The sequence below is a fragment of the Massilia cellulosiltytica genome (genome assembly GCF_047325105.1).
GTDB classification, from domain to species: domain Bacteria; phylum Pseudomonadota; class Gammaproteobacteria; order Burkholderiales; family Burkholderiaceae_D; genus Telluria; species Telluria orientalis.
Map to the genome: position 1 here is coordinate 4,115,054 of NZ_CP168562.1, position 19,513 is coordinate 4,134,566.

Sequence of the window (19,513 nt, forward strand, 5' to 3'; positions counted from 1 at the left end):
GTCGCCTCCCGCACCTACCGGCGGTTCGCGTCCGGCGCGTCGCCCAGCCGGCGCGGCGCCGTGAACGCGCGCGCGTGCGCCAGGCTGCCGGGCAGCGTGCCGAACAAATCGGCATCCAGCGCGAGCACGACCCGCGCCTCGTCCAGCCGGTACACCGGATCGAGCGGCCGGCCGAACGCCAGTTGCGCCCCGGGCGCGGCGCCCTCGTCGTGCAGCGGGTCCCACGCATGCCAGCGCAGGTTCGGCAGCCGTTGCCGCAGCGCCGCGATCTGCGCCGCCAGCGTGGGCGACGTGACGGTGCCCGTCAGGATGCGCAAGCCCGCGCCGCCGTCCCGTTCGAAGCGGGGACGGCGTGCCTGCAGCGCGGCCTCGAACGCGCCCCACGTCGCCATCTCCTCGCCGCGGAACACGGCCTGCGACCGGTCCGGGTCCCACAACTGCAGGATGGATGCCTGCGCGAACACGTCGGTGGCGCCCGCGCTCACCGGATGGTCCGGATTGCCCTCGACCTTCGTCGGCCGCCCCATGTTCGATTCCACGAGCACGCCGTGCGCGAGCCCGTTGCGCACGAACGCGGTGGCATAGAACATGGGGAGGCCCGGCACGCCCTGCTCCGGCATCGTCACGTACGGGACGATGGTTTCGCCCGGCGGCCCGCTGCACCCGGCGCCCGCCAGCGCGGCCGATGCGGCCATCAGCTTCAGGAAGCGGCGCCGTGCCGGCTCGTCCTGGGCGATCGGGAAAACAGGATGCGTCTTCATCGGTGGCAGGTGGAGCAATTGGTCAGCGCCTGGGCATCGCGCAGGTGGTACAGGCGGTTCAGCTGGCGGATCTCGTCCGCGCTGAGCGGCTTTTGCGGCGCCATCGACAGCACCTGGTTCAGCGGCCGCACGTGGTTGGGCGCGTCGCGGTGGCAGCGCAGGCACCATTGCATCTCCAGCGACGCCGTGCGCCATGTGATGGGCATCTGGTCCACGCGCCCGTGGCACTCGATGCAGGCGACGCCCTTGGCCACATGGATGTCGTGTTCGAAATAGACGAAATCCGGCAGGTCGTGCACGCGCGCCCAGTGAAGCGGCTTGCCCGTGCGGGCGCTGTCGTGCAGCTTGGCCAGCAGCGGCGAATCGAGGAACAGCTGCGAATGGCAGCTGAGGCAGACCGACGTCGACGGCATCCCGGCCGTGGCCGAGTTCTCCACGGAGGTGTGGCAGTAGCGGCAATCGATGCCGTCGTCGGCCACGTGGTGCTTGTGGCTGAACGGGATGGGCTGGGCGACGGGGGCAAAGGTCATGTTACGCGGCGACATGGTCCAGCGGGCCAGCGCGATCCACGTTGCGACCCCGACCAGCAGACCCAGCAGGATCAGCTTGACGAGCAGGACTGCGGAACGGGAGAACGGTGGCGTCATCGTGCATGAGAACGGTAGTGGATCCGGAACACACGAACGCAGTATAGGCTGTCAATCATGCAACACCGCACACGTTACCGCTGGGCAGCAAGCATTTGTACAAAATAATTTGATTGTGGAATATACGTATATCCAGATTGCATGACATCAACATTGAATGTCGGTTATCATAGTTGGCTTACAGAAACATTTTTGAGTATCAGATGATGAACTGGTTCAACCGCTTACGCCTGGCAAGCAAGCTGGGCATTACATTCGCCGCCGTCCTCGCCCTCACCGCGCTGGTCGGCGCGATCTCGATCCATCAACTGGCGAAGGTCAACGACACCTCGCTGCGCCTGTCCGGGCACTGGATGCCGGGCATCCGCGTCATCGAAGACATCAAGTCGCAAGTCGCGCGCATCCGCACGCGCGAGCTGCAATACATCATCTCCAGCGACCCGGCCGAGATGGACAAGTACGACAAGGTGATCGCGCAAGACCTGCAAGACCTGAAGGGCATGCAGGACGACTACGTCAAGCTGCTCGAATCGCCGGATGAACAGCAGAGCTACGCGGAATTCCTCGACCTGTGGCAGCGCTACATGGCGGAAGACGCCAAGGTCCGCGCCGCCGCGCGCCAGAACGACGACGACCTGGCCAAGTCGCTGATCCGCGGCGAATCGAACAAGCTGATCGTCGCCATCCGCGCCAACGTCGACAAGGCCGTCGACAAATACACCGAAGGCGGGCGCGCCGCCGCGCTCGATGGTTCGCGCCGCTATGCGGCATCGCGCGTGCTGATCATGTCGCTCGTCTGCGGCTGCGTGCTGCTGGGCGCCGCCGGCGCCACGCTGCTCACGCGCTGGCTGATGCGCCGCCTGGGCGGCGAGCCGGACTACGCGACCGACATCGTCAAGCACATCGCGGCCGGCGACCTGTCGATGGACGTGCAGACCCGCCCGGGCGACCAATCGAGCCTGCTCGCCGCGATGAAGGCGATGCAGGGCAACCTGGCCCACATCGTCGGCAACGTGCGCGCCGCCACCGGCACGATCTCCAGCGCCTCCACGCAGATCGCGGCCGGCAACCTGGACCTGTCCTCGCGCACCGAGCAGCAGGCCAGCGCCCTGCAGCAGACGGCCGCCTCGATGGAAGAGCTGACCGCGACCGTGCGCAACAACGCGGAACACGCGAACCAGGCCAACGCCCTCGCCGACACGGCGGCCGGCGTCGCCCAGCAGGGCAGCACGGCCGTCGCGCGCGTCGTCGACACGATGGGATCGATCCACGCGTCGTCGCAGAAGATCGTCGACATCATCGCCGTCATCGACGGCATCGCCTTCCAGACCAATATCCTCGCGCTGAACGCGGCCGTGGAAGCGGCGCGCGCCGGCGAACAGGGCCGCGGCTTCGCCGTCGTGGCGGGCGAAGTGCGCACGCTGGCCCAGCGTTCGGCCGCCGCCGCCAAGGAAATCAAGGAGTTGATCGGCGCCTCCGTCCAGCAGGTCGAAGCGGGCGCGGGTCTCGTCTCCGAAGCCGGCGCCACGATGCGCGAAGTGCTGCAGACCGTGCAGCAGATGCACGAGCTGATGGTCGAGATCAGCCACGCCGGCCGCGAACAGCGTGCCGGCATCGAGCAGGTGAACAAGGCCGTCTCGCAGATGGACACCGTCACCCAGCAGAACGCCGGCCTCGTCGAAGAAGCGGCGACGGCGGCCCAGAGCCTGCACGAACAGGCCGAGGCGCTCGACCATCTCGTCAGCGTGTTCAAGCTGGAAGAGGCCGCGCGCCGTTCGTCCGGCGGCCGGGCGCTCGTCGTCGCCTGATCTCATCCACCCCACGGCGCCGCCCGGCGCCGTGGAAGGCGATGTTTGCGCAAACAAACTATGTTATAAAAGTGTGCGAAAAGCATATTTTGGAATAGCAATTCCTGGGCGTTTCCGATAATCTCTTGTAGATTGGAAGCTCGGAGTCGGCGTCGCCGGCTTCGGCGGACGATATAACAACCAGCGGATGGCGCTTCGTTCGAGCACTGTCCGTCATTCGAGACAACGCTCATGAACCTGATCTCCCGCCTGGACACCATTGTCTTCCTGTTCTACTTCGTCGTCGTCGCCGGCTACGGCCTGTGGGTCTACCGCCGCAAGAAGAGCGCGAACACCTCCGCCTCGCACGACTACTTCCTCGCCGAAGGCTCGCTCACGTGGTGGGCCATCGGCGCCTCGCTGATCGCGTCCAACATCTCCGCCGAGCAGTTCATCGGCATGAGCGGTTCGGGCTTCCGCATTGGTATGGCCATCGCCGTGTACGAACTGATGGCCGCCGCCACGCTCGTCATCGTCGCCGTGTTCTTCATGCCGGTCTACCTGAAGAACCACATCTACACGATGCCCCAGTTCCTCGAACAGCGCTACGGCAAGGCCGTCGCCACGACGATGGCGCTGTTCTGGCTCGGCCTGTACGTCGTCGTCAACCTGACCTCGATCCTGTACCTGGGCGCGCTGGCCATCGGCAGCGTCACCGGCATCGGCGTGCTGCCCTGCATGCTGTTCCTCGCCGTCTTCGCCGCCATCATCACGCTGGGCGGCATGAAGGTCATCGGCTACACGGACGTCATCCAGGTGACCTGCCTCGTCATCGGCGGCCTCGTGACCACGTGGCTGGCGCTGGACCTCGTCGCCAAACTCGGCAACGGCCACGGCGCGCTGCAAGGCTTCTCGACCCTGTACAACTCGACCCGCGACCACTTCGAAATGGTGCTGGGCCGCGACAACCCGAACTACATGGACCTGCCGGGCCTGTCCACGCTGATCGGCGGCATGTGGATCGTGAACCTGAACTACTGGGGCTGCAACCAGTACATCACGCAGCGCGCGCTGGGCGCCGACCTGCCCACCGCCCGCAAAGGCCTGCTGTTCGCCGCGTTCCTGAAACTGCTGATGCCGGTCATCGTCGTCATGCCGGGTATCGCCGCGTTCGCGCTGGACCGTTCCGGCGTGCTGGGCGATGCGATGCGCGTCGGCGGCGAACTGAATCCGGACCGCGCCTACCCCACCCTGCTGGCACTGCTGCCGTCGGGCCTGAAAGGCATCGCGTTCGCGGCGCTGACCGCCGCCGTCGTCGCGTCGCTGGCCGGCAAGGCCAACTCGATCGCCACGATCTTCACGCTGGACATCTATCAGAAGCGCCTCCACCCGAACGTCACCGAGCAGAAGATGGTGTGGATCGGCCGCATGACCGTCGTCGTGTCGATGCTGCTGGCTGTGCTGATCGCGCCGCTGATGGGCATCGACAAGAAGGGCGGCTTCCAGTACATCCAGGAATACACGGGCTTCGTCTCGCCGGGCATCCTGGCCATGTTCCTGCTGGGCTTCTTCTGGAAAAAGACCACGTCCAGCGCCGCGATGTTCGCGACCGTGGGCGGTCTCGTGTTCTCGATCATCCTGAAGTTCCTGCCGGGGATGATGGACCTGTCCTTCCTCGCCCCGATCGGCTTCGCCCACGACAACGGCAGCGGTGTCTACGAGATCCCGTTCCTGGACCGCATGTTCATCGTGTTCTGGCTGGTCGTCGCCGGCATGGTCCTGCTCAGCACCGTGTTCGCCCGCGGCAAGGTGAAGGGACTGATCGTCGACACCAAGCTGTTCAAGGTCGACGGCGCGTTTGCCCTGGGCTCGGCCGTCATCTGCGTCGTGCTGGCCACGATCTACGGCATGTGGTGGTAACCACCTTCGCGTAAAACAAGGGCAGCCTGCGGGCTGCCTTTTTTTATTTCAGGATGACTCCAGCACTGGGCTTCGCCGGACTACGCTGCAGCTTCGGACATCCGCCTGCGTGGCCGTTGCTACCGTGCGCGGCGATGAACATCGTGACGGCGGAACGGCAGTAGGATTCGATTTCGTTGTCGTCCGCTGCTCTCGCCTGATCGAAGCGTGCGATCATCAGGAGATCCGATCCTTTGAAAAGCGCGGCAAACAGGCGGGCAGACCCGAGAGGATCGGGCACGTTCAGAAGCGCGTTCGCGTGCAACTGACGCAACAGGGCCTCGATTTGGGCGATGACATGGGCGGGGCCGGCTTCGTAATGGAGCTTGCTTAACGAGTTTTGATTCGTCTTGTCGGCCATGACCATGGCTTCGACACTGCGGACGTCTGATCTCAACAGCACGCGAAGCAGCGATGATCCCACCGCCATCAGTCGATCTTCGACCGAACCGTCGACGCCTTCAAGAACGGTCTGTGGCGCAAACAACTGATGGCAGCCGGCCGTGATGGCCGCGCTGAACAGCGCCTCCTTGTTCTCGAAATGCCGATAAATGCTTAGCTTGGATATCTTCGCCCGCTGGGCGACCTTGTCCATTGTCGTCGCTTGAAACCCCAGCTCTACAAAGAGTTCGTTTGCGGCGCTGACTATCGTTTGGCCAAGTGCTTCGTTGGTGGGGCGGCCGCGGCGCCCCTGTTTTTTTTCGCTCACGTTGTTTTCGGTACTTGACAGTATCTTAATTCACGATCTAGGATACTGCATAGTATCCGAAATGTGCAATCCACTGTGATTGAAATTGATCGCGCTTTCCACCACCGGTCTCGCCCAAGCACGTTCCACCGCAAAGTCAACCTCAACCATCGACAACACGGAACCCACCACCATGAATGACGTCATCATCATCGGCGGCAGCTTTGCCGGCCTCGCCGCCGCGCTGCAGCTCGGTCGTGCCCGCCGCACGGTCACAGTTCTTGATACCGGCCTGCCGCGCAATCGTTTCGCCGACCATTCGCATGGGCTGCTCGGCCACGACCATAAGCCACCGCTGGATATCCTGGTTGAGGCGCGGCAGCAGCTGGCGCGCTATCCCATGATCAAACTGGTCAATGCCCGGGCCGAGAGCGTCTCTGGCGCCATAGACGATTTCTCCGTCCTCACCGGCAATGGCGAAAGCCTCAAAGCGCGCCGTCTGATCCTGAGCTACGGCGTCGCCGATCAAATGCCTGGCATTCCGGGCTTCGCCGAAGGCTGGGGTACCTCCATCGTGCCTTGCCCCTATTGCGACGGCTTTGAAGTCGCCGGCCGGCATTGGGGCCTCGTCTGGTCCGGCCCCCCATCGCACAACTATGTCAGGCTGTACCACGACTGGACCGACACCCTGACGGTCTTCGCCAACGGTCATGACATTCCACCGGAGATCCGGGCAGATCTGGCACGCCGCGGCATCCCGGTCGTCGGTGGCCGCATCACCGAGATTGACAACCACGAGAGCCATAACACCACCGTCAAAGTCGATGCCGGCCCCCAAGTCGCGGTCGACATCCTGTTCGCGCATCCGCGCAACAAGCCATCCGCACGCCTGCACGAATCGCTGGGCCTTGCCACAGTCGATACGCCCCAGGGCATCGCCCTCAAAGTCGACGAGCGCCGCGAAACCAGCATGCGGGGTATCTATGCCGCAGGCGACCTCGCCAATCCCCAAATGCCCTCGGTGACCACGGCCACGTGGCAAGGCGCGATGGCCGGCATCTTTGCCCAGCAGTCGATGCTGGTTTGAGTACGCCGATTCCCTCCCAGCGTTCTTCTGGCGATTCGCCGTTCCGACGGTCACCGCGCAGGACGCGCTGATAGGTGCTGGCGAATCCTGAATGAAAGCGCAGCCTGTGGGCAGCGCTTTCGCTTTCGAGGACGTCTTGCGGCAGGCCACGGCTATGCGCTTTCCACCGCGAAGCGCCTATACGCACCTGCCCCCTGTTGTCCCACAAGCCTATCGCCGCGCTGCATCGCTCATCAACGATCTTGACGGCGGACATGTTCTATCGCCGCTGCAAGGCTGCGCCGATGAACGCCACCGCTTCCGCCCGGCACCGCCACGCCTCGCGCAACGCGTTCATGTAATAAAAGCTGTGCGGCACATCGTGCCAGATGGTGAGCGTCACGCGGTTGCCGGCCCGGCGCGCGCGTTCGGCCGCGCGCCTGCTGTCGTCGAGGATGATCTCGGTGTCGGACACGTGGAAATGGAGCGGCGCGAGTCCCGCCCAGTCGCCGAACAGGGGCGACACGTCCGGGTGGTCCGGCGCGACGCCGCCAAGGTACGTCATCCGCACCCAAGGCCAGATGTTCGGTGACTGCATGCTGTCCCGCGCCGCGTTGGCGGTCGCGGACGGACTGCCGGCCGTCAGGTCGACCGGCGCCGACAGCAGGATGCAGCCCGCCGGCTGGGGCCAGCCGTTGTCCCGCGCCCGCATCAGCGACACGAGCGCCAGGTTCGCGCCGGCGGAATGCCCGATCACGACGATCTTGTGCGCCGGGATGCCGGCGGCAAGCAGGCCGGCGTAGACGGCGCAGCAGTCGTCCAGGCCCGCCGGGAACGGGAACTCGGGCGCGAGCCGGTACGGCACCTGCACGACGGGGCATCCGGTACGGCGCGCCAGGCCGGCACAGTAACGGCGATCGGCCGCCGCGGCACGCACCGCGAAACCGCCGCCGTGAAGATACAGGATGACGCCCTCGCGCGCCGCAGCGGGCCGCCCGATCCATTCGACGGCCACGCCGCCGACGTCGGCGACATCGACGCGTACGGGCCGCCTGCCGAGCGTCCCCAGGCGGTCGATCCGGTGATACGCGGCGCGCATGCGCGCGACGGACGGGATGTCGTTCCAGAGGGGCTTCAGGGTGCGGCGCAACCCCGCATTCACGATGGTTCGGATTAGCATGCCTTATATTACATTTTCATGCCGACACCTGGCCTGCTTGCGCACGCGATCGAGCTCGACCATCGTTGCCCATCGTTCTCCGCGCGGCCCGGTCGATACAGGTCACCGTGGCAGCGCGTACACCGCCAGCTGGTCGCCCACCTGGTCCTTGATGATCGGATTGCCGCCGGCCACGAAGGCGACGTACTGACGGCCCTTGTATTCGTACACCGCCGGATTCGCGACCACCGGGGCCTGGACCAGGTCGGACCATAACTCCTTGCCCGTCGCCAGCGAATAGGCCCGCACTTTCGCATCCATCGAGGCGCCGATGAAGATCAGGCCGCCTGCGGTCACGGCCGGCCCGCCTATGGTCGGCGAGCCCAGGCTCTCGGGCATGTAGAAGCCGTACTGCTGGGATGCCCCGACGGGGCGACGCCAGTTGATCGCGCCGGTCTTCATATTGATCGAGACAAGTTCGCCGAAGGGCGGTTCCCAGCATGGCATGCCGAGCCAGTTGAGCGCGTTTTCCAGCATGATGCCGAACGGCGCCCCCTTTTGCGGATAGAAGCCCTGCTCGGCGCCGGAGCCCTTGGCCACGCTGTTGTACACGTCGCGTGGCAACAGCTTGAGTTGCTGCACGAGATGTGACGTGTTGACGATCGCCGTCTCGCTGCGCGGGTCAAAAGCGACACCGCCCCACTGGACGGCGCCGGCGCTGAACGGATAGCCCAGCGTGCCTGCATCCCCGGCGGTCGGCGGCGTGTACATGCCATCGTAATGCATTGCATCGAACAGGCGCGAGCACTGGCCGAAGCCAACCATGTCGGCAATCCACCACACCTTCGGCTTGCGGGACTGGTCCAGCAGCGGCGCAGGTCGGGTAGGAACCGGCTGGGTCCTCGCGTAAACCTCACCGGGGACATTGCCGGTAGGGACCGGGCGCTCCTCGATCGGCCAGACATCCTCGCCGGTCCTGCGGTTCACGACGAACAGGTAGCCCATCTTGGTCGCCTGCATCAGCGCCGGGATCGTCTTGCCATCGACCGTGATGTCCATCAGCGTCGGTGCCGAATTGATGTCGTAGTCCCAGAGGTCATGGTGCACCCACTGACGCGACCACACCACCTTGCCGGTGTCGATGTCGACAGCCGTGGTGGAGGTCGCAAGCGGGACGGGTTCGGCGCGATTGCCGCCCCAGTAGTTGGGCGAAGGCGACGACACCGGCAAGTACACGAGCCCGAGCTCCTCGTCGACCGACATCGCGGTCCACACGTTGGCAGTGCCGCTCTGCCTGACGATATCGTCGGGAAGAACGTTCAGGACCCACTCCAGTTTGCCGGTGCGCGCATTGACCGAGAAAACCCTGCCCGGCGGCGCCTCGGCCAGCGCCCAGTCCTTGCCGGCCCAGCCGATGATGAGGTGGTCGCCCGCCACGGTGGGCGGCTGGAGCACCGACAGCGGCCAGGCATCATTGATGTTGTTCCATTTGTTGACGTTGAGTACGCCGTGGTCGGCAAAGCCGGGGCACGGCTTTCCCGTGTCCGCATCGACGGCGAACAGCCTCGCATCCATGGTGCCGATGTAGACGGTCTTCTGGCAGGCCTGGCCCGCGACCGGATGCCGGGCTTCCCAGTAGGCGACGCCGCGGGTCTTCAACGCGGGCTGCGTGAGCGCCTTCAGGGTCGAGTGGGTGTCGAACCGCCAACGCTCTGTTCCGGTCGCCGGATCGAGGGCGATGATCCGGTAGAAAGGCGTGCCGATGTACAGGGTCTCGTTGGCGTAGATGGGCGTGGCCGACCAGACGGTAGGCGGCTTGCCGCCGCTGCCGTCGGAGACATCCCCGGTATGGTACTGCCATGCCAGCTTCAGCTTGCCCACGTTCGAGGTATCGATCTGCGCCAGCGGTGAGTATTTCTGCGCGCTCAATTGCCCGTGGAAGCTATTCCAGATGGGCTTTGGGGCTGCCGGTGGTTGTTGCCCCGATGAGTCGCGACCATGATCGGCTGCCGCCGCCCCCTGCGCCGTCGCAGGCGGCAGCCGGCCGATGGCTGCGAGGCCAAGGCTGATGCAGAGAGCAGGCACGAGCAAGAGCGACGCGACGGTCGTCACCGGGTGCCTGTCCGGACCACTCATCGAATCGACCGCCAGCGCCAGCAGCGCGATGACCATGGCGGCGACCAGCAGGAACTCATGCAGCAGCCAGGCCGCCGCCAGGGTGCCGAGCGCCATCAGAAGGGCGAGGACCGGCACGAGCCGGGAGCGGCCGGTACGCCCGCGCACCAGGACAATGCCGAGCAACGCCAGCAACAGGGTGGACACGACGACAGCGAGGGCGCCTATCGTTCCGGTCACGCCCGTCATCGGCGCGAAATAATTGAACAGTGCGACGCCGAGCCCCGTCAGCGCCGCGATCGTCAGCGTCGCCCTCGCTACACCATGAAATCTCCGTGCCATGCCCGTACGCTCCTCCACTAGAATCGGCTCGGTGCTTTCTCCGTAGCCGGGAAGACGCGAACCCATCACCCAGGCCACACCGTGGTCCATCCAGACAAGACGTAGCTTGCCGCTTGTGAATTCAGTTGAAGAAATTATAGGACTCGCCTTCGCGGCGGGCCGTTCGATTCGAAACCCTGCTGCGCATGTGATATGAAATGCGAATCACAGCCCACCGAATCATATATTGGACAACTTGCCATACCCACGGCACTCTTGGGGTTTTACGATTTCCCGAGGAGACACCATGCCGACTTACCGTTCCCACACCACGACCCAGGGCCGCAACATGGCGGGCGCCCGCGCCCTGTGGCGCGCGACCGGCATGAAGGACGGCGACTTCGACAAGCCGATCATCGCCGTCGTCAACTCGTTCACCCAGTTCGTGCCGGGCCACGTGCACCTGAAGGACCTGGGCCAGCTGGTGGCGCGCGAGATCGAAGCGGCGGGCGGCGTCGCCAAGGAATTCAACACGATCGCCGTCGACGACGGCATCGCGATGGGCCACGGCGGCATGCTGTACTCGCTGCCGTCGCGCGACCTGATCGCCGACTCCGTCGAGTACATGGTCAACGCCCACTGCGCCGACGCGATGGTCTGCATCTCGAACTGCGACAAGATCACCCCGGGCATGCTGATGGCCGCCATGCGCATCAACATCCCGACCGTGTTCGTGTCGGGCGGCCCGATGGAAGCGGGCAAGGTGATCAAGGTCGTCAACAACGACAAGAAGATCATCAAGCTGGACCTCGTCGACGCGATGATCCAGGCCGGCGACTCGAAGATCTCCGACGCCGACGTCGCGGAAATCGAACGCTCGGCCTGCCCCACCTGCGGTTCCTGCTCGGGCATGTTCACGGCGAACTCGATGAACTGCCTGACCGAGGCGCTGGGCCTGTCGCTGCCGGGTAACGGCACCATCGTCGCCACGCACGCCGACCGCAAGGAACTGTTTCTGCGCGCCGGCCGCCTGATCGTCGACCTGGCCAAGCGCCACTACGAAGGCGACGACTACACGATCCTCCCGCGCAGCATCGCGACCAAGACCGCGTTCGAGAACGCGATGGCGCTGGACGTCTCGATGGGCGGTTCGACCAACACCGTGCTGCACCTGCTGGCCGCCGCGCACGAGGCGGGCGTCGAATTCACGATGGCCGACATCGACCGCATCTCGCGCAACGTGCCTTGCCTGTGCAAGGTCGCGCCGATGACGAACAAGTACCACATCGAAGACGTGCACCGTGCCGGCGGCATCGTCGCCATCCTCGGCGAACTGGCGCGCGCGGGCCTGCTCGACACGTCGCTGCCGACCGTGCACTCGCCGACCCTGGGCGACGCGATCGAGAAATACGACATCAAGCGCAGCGACGACCAGGCCGTGCATCAACTGTTCCGCGCGGCGCCGGGCGGCGTGCCGACGCAGGTCGCGTTCTCGCAGGCCGAGCGCTTCGACAGCGCCGACCTCGATCGCGCCGAAGGCTGCATCCGCGACCGCGCCCACGCGTACTCGCAGGACGGCGGCCTCGCGGTCCTGTACGGGAACATCGCGGAAAAGGGCTGCATCGTGAAGACGGCCGGCGTCGACGAAAGCATCCTGAAGTTCTCCGGCAAGGCGCGCGTGTTCGAAAGCCAGGACGCGGCCGTCGAAGGCATCCTGGGCGACACGGTGCACGCCGGCGACGTCGTGATCATCCGCTACGAAGGCCCGAAAGGCGGCCCGGGCATGCAGGAAATGCTGTACCCGACGTCGTACATCAAGTCGAAGGGTCTCGGCAAGGCGTGCGCGCTGTTCACCGACGGCCGCTTCTCCGGCGGTTCGTCGGGCCTCGTGATCGGCCACGCGTCGCCGGAAGCGGCGGAAGGCGGCGCGATCGGCCTCGTCGAGGAAGGCGACACGATCGACATCGACATCCCGAACCGCACCATCAACCTGCGCGTGACGGCTGAAGAGATGGCGCACCGCCGCGCGGCGATGGAAGCGCGCGGCGACGCCGCGTGGCAGCCGGTCAACCGCGAGCGCGCAGTCTCGCAGGCACTGCGGGCCTACGCGGCGCTGACCACGTCGGCCGACCGCGGCGCGGTGCGCGACCTGTCGCAACTGAAGCGCTGACCGGCAGCCTGACGAACTTGGCGGCGATGCTGGCCGCGATGGCCAGCACGCCTATGGTTGCGAGCAATGCCTGCAGCATGGTGTCCTCACACAAAGTAGGTTTTGACGAAGAAGGCAACCGTGATCGCGGTCGTCGCGCACAGCGTGACGGCGCGGATCACGCCCGGCGGCGCCCGCCGTCCGATGTGCGCGCCGCCGTACCCCCCGAGCGTCGCGCCGGCCAGCAGCGCCAGCGTCTCCGGCCAGCGCACCGCGCCGGCCGCGATGAACGCGAGTACCGCCACCGTGTTCGCCGCGCTCACCAGCAGCGTGCGCGGCGCATTCAACAGTTTCAGGTCGCGGTTGTCGAGCAGCCCCCACATCGCGATCATCATGATCCCCACCGCCCCGCCGAAATAACCGCCGTAGACGCCCAGCGCGAACTGCACGGCCAGCACCGCGCGTGCATGGATGCGCCAGCGCGCGCGCAGGGCTTCACCGATGCGCCGCCCGAACGCGAGCGCGATGGACGCCACCAGCAGCAGCCAGGGCAGCACGGCCGTGAACGCGGCGGATGACGTCCGCAGCAACAGCACGGCGCCGACGAGCCCGCCGCACAGGGTCGCGACGAGCAGCGCACGCAGCGGCACGGTGCCGACCGGCCCCAGGCCGTCGCGGTAGGCCCACGCGCTGGCCAATCCACCCGGAAACAGCGCGACGGTGCTCGACGTATTCGCCTGGACCGGAGGCACACCGGCCGCGATCAGCGCCGGCAGGCTGACGAACGAACCACCGCCCGCCAGCGCATTCATCGCACCGGCCGCCACGCCTGCCGCGAACGTAGGAATCATAGTATTCATGCCACGATGGTAGTCTGCGGGCGGTGCGCCCGCAATCCGGCAATTCCGGCGTCACGCTTCGGCCCAGCCGAAGGCACAATCACGCCCGCCATGCCCGCCTGTTAAATATCGGAACGACAAATCAGATGACTCCTGCTGCGTTGACAAGGCGTCAAAATCGCGTAGCGAATCGAAAATCCTTTTGTAAAATTTAGTTATTGATCGCTTAATCAAGTGTTGTTTTCCCCGCGTATCCATGACATTTCTCGGCAAAGAGCTTGCTACACGGCAATTCGATCTGACATGATCAGCACCGGTGCGGTCCCAGATACCGCAAACACGAAACCTACCCGAACATCGACGGAGCGCCGCGTGCCGCGACTACGCCCCCTGCAAACCTATTCCCCGCTGATCGTGGCCGCGGCCGCGACCTGCGTCATCGTTCCGCTGGCCGGCTGGCAGTGGCATGGCTGGCTGTGCGCCGCCCTCCTCCTGGCCGGCGGCGCGTTCGCCGCCCTGCGTGCGCCCGCGCCGCAGGCCGGGCAATCCGCCGGCGCCGACCTCGCCGAGCGCCGCGCGTTCAGCGTCGACGTGGCCGACGTCTGGACGTCGCACATCGATGCGTCGCGCGACCAGATGGAGACGGCCGTCGTCGCCCTCGTCGAACGCTTCTCCGGCATCGTCACCCGCCTCGGCCAGGCACTGGACGCGTCGGGCACCGCGCGCAACGGCGACAACATCGTCGACGCGTTCGCGGCCAGCGAAAAGGAATTGCGCTCGCTGCTGGACATGCTGGCCGGCGCGGCCGCCAGCAAGCGGCAGATGCTGCAGAAGATCGAAGGCCTCGAGGAAATCACGGCCACCTTGCAGAAGATGGCGGCGGACGTCGCCAGCATCGCGTGGCAGACCAACCTGCTGGCGCTGAACGCGGCCATCGAGGCGGCGCGCGCGGGCGAGGCGGGACGCGGTTTCGCGGTCGTCGCGAGCGAGGTGCGCATGCTGTCGAACCGTTCGGCCGACGCGGGCAAGCACATCGCCGAACAGGTCGGCCGCATCAGCGCCGCGATCGACGTCACGTGCCGCGCGGCCGAGGACTCCATGCGCGCGGAGACGCGCGCCGTGCAGGCGTCCGAACAGATGATCGGCAACGTGCTCGGGTCCCTGCGCGGCGTCACCGACGCCCTCGTGGCCTCGTCCGACCTGCTGCAGCACGAGAGCGCCGGCATCCAGGCGGAAGTCGGCGACGCGCTCGTGCAGCTGCAGTTCCAGGACCGCGTCAGCCAGATCCTGTCGCACGTGCGCGACAACATCGCCCGCCTGCCCTCGTGGCTGGACGAGCAACAGCAAGGCGGCGGCCTCGATGCCCGCAGCCTGCTCGCCGAACTCGAAAGCACCTACGCGATGGCCGAGGAACGCACGCTCCACAAGAGCACCGCGAAGCCCGCGCCGCAGCTGGCCGAAGACATCACGTTTTTCTAGACTAGGATTTAACCATGGCAAAAACCATCATGGTGGTGGACGATTCGATCTCGATCCGCCAGGTCGTCGGCATCGCACTCAAGCAGGCCGGCTATGACGTCATCGAAGGCGTCGATGGCCAGGACGCGCTGGCCAAGCTGACCGGCCAGAAGGTCAACCTGATCATCAGCGACGTCAACATGCCCAACATGGACGGCATCGCGTTCGTGCGCGAACTGAAGACCCGACCCGCCTACAAGTTCACCCCGGTCCTGATGCTGACCACCGAGTCGCAGGAAGACAAGAAGGAACAGGGCAAGGCCGCCGGCGCGAAGGCGTGGATGGTCAAGCCGTTCAAGCCGGAAGCCCTGCTGGCCGCCGTCCAGAAGCTGACGTTCGGCTGACCCACCGCGCCGGCGCAGGCCGGCCATCCCGGAGCAATGACGCAATGACGATTATTGGCGAAACGAGCCAAGGGGCCGCCGCATGCCTGGCGGTCGAAGGCGAAATGACGATCTACCGCGCCGCGGAGCTGCATCCCGTGCTGCTGGACGCCGTACGCACGATCGATGCGCCCGCGCTCGATCTGTCCCAGGTGACGGAGTTCGACTGCGCCGGCATGCAGCTGCTGCTCGTGGCGCGGCGCGAAGCGCAGCGGCTCGGCAAGGCGCTCGTGCTGCGCGGCGCCAGCCCCGCCGTGTGCGACGCATTCGCGATGCTCGGCATGAGCGCGGAAGGAGAGCCTGCATGAGCATCGACATCGACCAGGTGACACACACCTTCATCGCCGAGAGCCGCGAACTTCTGGAGCAGATGGAAACCGCCCTGCTCGCGGTCACGCGCGACGGCCTCGATGCCGTCAACGCGATCTTCCGTGCGGCGCACACGATCAAGGGATCGGCCGGCATGTTCGGCCTCGACCCCGTTGTCGAATTCACGCACGTGGCCGAGAGCGTCCTGGACAAGGTGCGCGACGGCGCCATCCCCGTCGGCGACGAACTCGTCGCGCTGCTGCTCGCATGCCGCGACCACATCGGCGCCCTCGTCGACGCGGTGGAGCGCGGCACGCTGGACGACGCGGATCTCGCCGCGGCAGGCGCGCCGCTCGTCGCGCAACTGCAGGCCTACCTCGACGGCGGCGCGGCACCGGCGCCCACCGGCGCCGCCGAACCCGAAGCGAGCGACGGCGCGGCCGGCCACTGGCACATCTCGCTGCGCTTCGGCCCCGACGTGCTGCGCAACGGCATGGACCCGCTGTCGTTCATCCGCTACCTGGGCCAGCTGGGCTCCATCACCGGCATCGCGACGATCGCCGACGACCTGCCGGCGCTGGACGAATTCGATCCCGAGTCGTGCTACCTCGGCTTCGAGATCGGCTTCCACAGCACCGCCGACAAGGCGACGATCGACGGCGTGTTCGACTTCGTGCGCGACGACTGCGCGATCCGCATCCTGCCGCCCGAGAACCGCATCGCCGGCTACCTCGCCTGGCTGGACGAGGCGCCGGCGCAGCGCGAGCGCCTGGGCCAGATGCTCGTCCGCTGCGGCAGCGTCACCGCGCACGAACTGGAACACGCGCTGGCGGCGCAGGCCGCAAGCAGCGCACCGGCGCAACCGATCGGCGCGATCCTCGTCGAACAGGGCGCCGTGCGCGCACCCGTCGTCGAGGCGGCCCTCGCGAAGCAGCGCCAGGCGCCGGACGCGCCGCGCCAGCAGCAGGAAAGCCGCTCGGTGCGCGTGGACGCGGACAAGCTGGACCGCCTGATCAACCTCGTGGGCGAATTGATCATCGCGGGCGCGGGCGCCAACCTCGTCGCGCGCCGCACGCAGATCCCCGAGCTGCTGGAATGCACGTCGACGCTGTCCAGCCTCGTCGAGGAAGTGCGCGACAGCGCGCTGCAGCTGCGCATGGTGAAGATCGGCGCCACGTTCAACCGCTTCCAGCGCGTCGTGCACGACGTGGCGCGCGAGCTGGGCAAGGACATCCGCCTGGCGGTCAGCGGCGAGGACGCGGAACTGGACAAGACCGTCGTCGAGAAGATCGGCGACCCGCTCACGCACCTCGTGCGCAACGCGATGGACCACGGCATCGAGCCGGCCGACGTGCGCGCCGCGCGCGGCAAGCCGGCGCAAGGCACCGTCGCGCTGAACGCCTACCACGACTCCGGCAGCATCGTGATCGAAGTGTCGGACGACGGCGGCGGCCTGAAACGGGACCGCATCCTCGCGAAAGCCGTCGAGCGCGGGCTCGTCGAGCCGGGCCGCACGCTCACCGACAAGGAAATCTTCAACCTGATCTTCGAACCGGGCTTCTCGACGGCGGAACAGGTGACGAACCTGTCCGGCCGCGGCGTGGGCATGGACGTCGTCAAGCGCAACATCGTCGCGCTGCGCGGCAGCGTCGACATCGCCAGCACCGAGGGACAAGGCACCACAGTCACGGTGCGCCTGCCGCTGACGCTGGCGATCATCAACGGGTTCCAGGTCGGCGTCGGCAAGTCGGTGTTCGTGATCCCGATGGACATGGTCGAGGAATGCATCGAGTTCGTCGAACAGCCGGGCTGCGACTGGGTCGATCTGCGCGGCCAGCCCCTGCCCTTCGTGCGCCTGAGGGAACGCTTCGGCGTCAAAGGCGCGCCGGCACGGCGCCGCAGCATCGTCGTCGTGCGCTACGGCGGCAGCAAGGCCGGCCTCGTCGTCGACAGCCTGCTGGGCGAATTCCAGACCGTGATCAAGCCGCTCGGCAAGGTGTTCGCCGGCGCGCGCTTCCTGTCCGGTTCCTCGATCCTCGGCAACGGCGACGTCGCACTGATCCTCGACATGGCGGCCCTGCTGGCCGGCGTCGAACACGAAAGCCAGGCCGCCGCGGCCTGACAATTAACTGAAGTGGAGAGCCACATGCTCAAGAACCTGAAAATCGGCATCCGCCTGGGCCTCGGCTTCGGTGCGGTACTGCTGCTCCTGCTGGCGATCGCGCTGCTGGCCATGAACCGCATGGCGGTCATGAACGATGCCGCCGCCTACATCACGGCGGACGCGTATCCGAAAGTCGTCATCGCAAAAGACCTGATCCGTGACACCGTGGACCTCCCGCGCCAGATGCGCGGCATGCTGCTGACCGCGGACGAGGCGCAGAACGAGCGCTATCGCAAGCTGATCGAACAACTGCGCGCCGACACGAGCACCCGCATCGCCGAGCTGACGAAACTCGTCGCCAGCGACACCGGCAAGAAGATGCTCAAGCGGATCATCGACAAGCACGCGGCACTGGACCCGACGTATGCCCGGTTCTTCGAACTGGTACGCAGCGACCGCCCGCATGCGGCGGAATACGTCAGCAAGGATTACATGCCGCTCAACCGCGAGCTGATCGACGCGATCGACGAACTGGCCAAGCACCAGTCGGACAAGATGCAGCAGAAGGCCAACGAGGCCGCCGCCACGTACGACGAGACCCGCCAGCTGGTGCTCGCCATGACGGCCGGCGCCGCCCTGCTCGCGCTGTGCGTCGCCACGTTCATCACGCTGTCCGTCACCCGCCCCCTGCGCATCGCCGTCGACGCGGCCGACCGCCTGGCAGCCGGCGACCTCACGGTGCACATCGAGAGCCATGCGCGTGACGAGGCCGGCCAGTTGCTGACCGCGATGAAGAACATGATCGCGAAGCTGACGCAGGTCGTCGGCGACGTCAACGGCGGCGCGCAGTCGCTGGCGTCCGCGTCGGAAGAAGTCAGCGCGACGGCGCAGGCGCTGTCGCAGTCGGCGTCCGAGCAGGCGGCCGGCGTCGAGGAGACGAGCGCCTCGCTGGAACAGATGACGGCATCGATCTCGCAGAACACGGAGAACGCCCGCGTCACCGACGGCATGGCCACGCAGGCCGCGCGCGAGGCGGCGGAAGGCGGTGAAGCCGTGAAGGCGACCGTCGCCGCCATGAAGCGGATCGCGAAGCAGATCGGCATCATCGACGACATCGCCTACCAGACCAACCTCCTGGCGCTGAACGCCGCCATCGAGGCGGCCCGCGCCGGTGAACACGGCAAGGGTTTCGCCGTCGTCGCCGCCGAGGTGCGCAAGCTGGCCGAACGCAGCCAGGTCGCCGCGCAGGAAATCGGCGAAGTGGCGACGAGCAGCGTGGAGCTGGCCGAGCGCGCCGGCGGCCTGCTCGACCAGATGGTGCCGAACATCCGCAAGACCTCGGACCTCGTGCAGGAAATCACGGCCGCATCGGAAGAGCAATCGGCCGGCGTCGGCCAGATCAACGCGGCGGTCGGCCAGATGAGCCAGACGACGCAGCAGAACGCCTCCAGTTCCGAGGAGCTGGCCGCGACGGCCGAGGAAATGAGTTCCCAGGCCGAGCAGCTGCAGCAGGCGATGGCGTTCTTCCGCCTGGCGGGCGGCGATGCGCCGCCGGCGCGCAAGCCGGCACGCCGCGCGCCCGCGCATCCGGGCGCGACGCCGAAGCGCCAGGGCATCGCCCTGCACAACCCCGCGTACGCCGCCGAGGCGGACCTGGACGAAGCCAGCTTCACCCGTTTCTGATACCGCGCAGCCGCCCCGAGGAGAA

15 protein-coding genes are annotated in these 19,513 nt (G+C 66.4%); 9 read left to right on the forward strand and 6 right to left on the reverse strand.

Annotation, left to right across the window (positions count from 1 at the left end; translation table 11 throughout):
- Positions 1-14: 14 nt before the first annotated feature.
- Positions 15-779 (reverse strand): hypothetical protein, encoded by a 765-nt coding sequence (locus tag ACEN9H_RS17955; protein WP_413671491.1) that lies wholly within the window; start codon positions 777-779, stop codon positions 15-17.
- A complete protein-coding gene (locus tag ACEN9H_RS17960) occupies positions 758-1,408 on the reverse strand; it encodes a cytochrome c3 family protein (RefSeq protein WP_258853805.1) in 651 nt (216 codons plus the stop codon). Before ACEN9H_RS17960 ends, ACEN9H_RS17955 begins: the two co-directional genes overlap by 22 nt.
- Positions 1,409-1,611: 203 nt before the next feature.
- Here ACEN9H_RS17960 and ACEN9H_RS17965 point away from each other — a divergent pair, with 203 nt between their 5' ends.
- Entirely contained in the window at positions 1,612-3,216 is a 1,605-nt protein-coding gene (locus ACEN9H_RS17965; protein ID WP_413671492.1) for a methyl-accepting chemotaxis protein, read from the forward strand.
- Between the two features lie 231 nt (positions 3,217-3,447).
- Positions 3,448-5,115, forward strand: a complete 1,668-nt coding sequence (locus ACEN9H_RS17970; RefSeq protein WP_413671493.1) for a sodium:solute symporter family transporter — start codon at positions 3,448-3,450, stop codon at positions 5,113-5,115.
- Between the two features lie 43 nt (positions 5,116-5,158).
- Here ACEN9H_RS17970 and ACEN9H_RS17975 read toward each other — a convergent pair whose 3' ends face one another.
- Positions 5,159-5,863, reverse strand: a complete 705-nt coding sequence (locus ACEN9H_RS17975) for a TetR/AcrR family transcriptional regulator (RefSeq protein ID WP_413671494.1) — start codon at positions 5,861-5,863, stop codon at positions 5,159-5,161.
- A 172-nt stretch (positions 5,864-6,035) separates the two neighbouring features.
- Between ACEN9H_RS17975 and ACEN9H_RS17980 the strand changes: the two genes are divergently transcribed.
- Positions 6,036-6,929 (forward strand): NAD(P)/FAD-dependent oxidoreductase, encoded by an 894-nt coding sequence (locus tag ACEN9H_RS17980; RefSeq protein WP_160409010.1) that lies wholly within the window; start codon positions 6,036-6,038, stop codon positions 6,927-6,929.
- A gap of 259 nt (positions 6,930-7,188) precedes the next feature.
- Here the strand turns inward: ACEN9H_RS17980 and ACEN9H_RS17985 are convergent, their stop codons facing one another.
- Together ACEN9H_RS17985 and ACEN9H_RS17990 are read right to left on the reverse strand one after the other, a co-directional pair.
- On the reverse strand, positions 7,189-8,088 hold the full coding sequence (locus tag ACEN9H_RS17985) for an alpha/beta hydrolase (RefSeq protein ID WP_413671495.1): 900 nt from the start codon (positions 8,086-8,088) through the stop codon (positions 7,189-7,191).
- A gap of 102 nt (positions 8,089-8,190) precedes the next feature.
- Positions 8,191-10,524, reverse strand: coding sequence for a pyrroloquinoline quinone-dependent dehydrogenase (locus tag ACEN9H_RS17990; RefSeq protein WP_413671496.1), 2,334 nt, complete (start codon positions 10,522-10,524; stop codon positions 8,191-8,193).
- Positions 10,525-10,810: 286 nt separating this feature from the next.
- Here ACEN9H_RS17990 and ilvD point away from each other — a divergent pair, with 286 nt between their 5' ends.
- Positions 10,811-12,673 carry a dihydroxy-acid dehydratase gene (gene ilvD / locus ACEN9H_RS17995; RefSeq protein ID WP_413671497.1) on the forward strand — a complete coding sequence of 621 codons (1,863 nt, stop codon included), beginning with the start codon at positions 10,811-10,813 and terminating at the stop codon, positions 12,671-12,673.
- An 86-nt stretch (positions 12,674-12,759) separates the two neighbouring features.
- Here the strand turns inward: ilvD and ACEN9H_RS18000 are convergent, their stop codons facing one another.
- Entirely contained in the window at positions 12,760-13,512 is a 753-nt protein-coding gene (locus ACEN9H_RS18000; protein ID WP_056128757.1) for a sulfite exporter TauE/SafE family protein, read from the reverse strand.
- 351 nt (positions 13,513-13,863) lie between these two features.
- Between ACEN9H_RS18000 and ACEN9H_RS18005 the strand changes: the two genes are divergently transcribed.
- Genes ACEN9H_RS18005 through ACEN9H_RS18025 form a run of 5 tightly spaced genes read left to right on the forward strand, consistent with a single transcriptional unit; the run spans position 13,864 to position 19,488 of the window.
- Positions 13,864-14,970 (forward strand): methyl-accepting chemotaxis protein, encoded by a 1,107-nt coding sequence (locus ACEN9H_RS18005; protein WP_413671498.1) that lies wholly within the window; start codon positions 13,864-13,866, stop codon positions 14,968-14,970.
- A 14-nt stretch (positions 14,971-14,984) separates the two neighbouring features.
- Positions 14,985-15,353, forward strand: a complete 369-nt coding sequence (locus tag ACEN9H_RS18010) for a response regulator (RefSeq protein WP_056128750.1) — start codon at positions 14,985-14,987, stop codon at positions 15,351-15,353.
- A gap of 44 nt (positions 15,354-15,397) precedes the next feature.
- Entirely contained in the window at positions 15,398-15,700 is a 303-nt protein-coding gene (locus tag ACEN9H_RS18015; RefSeq protein WP_371762816.1) for a lipid asymmetry maintenance protein MlaB, read from the forward strand.
- 2 nt (positions 15,701-15,702) lie between these two features.
- Entirely contained in the window at positions 15,703-17,823 is a 2,121-nt protein-coding gene (locus ACEN9H_RS18020) for a chemotaxis protein CheA (protein ID WP_413675598.1), read from the forward strand.
- Between the two features lie 24 nt (positions 17,824-17,847).
- Positions 17,848-19,488, forward strand: a complete 1,641-nt coding sequence (locus ACEN9H_RS18025; RefSeq protein ID WP_413671499.1) for a methyl-accepting chemotaxis protein — start codon at positions 17,848-17,850, stop codon at positions 19,486-19,488.
- Positions 19,489-19,513 lie beyond the last annotated feature (25 nt).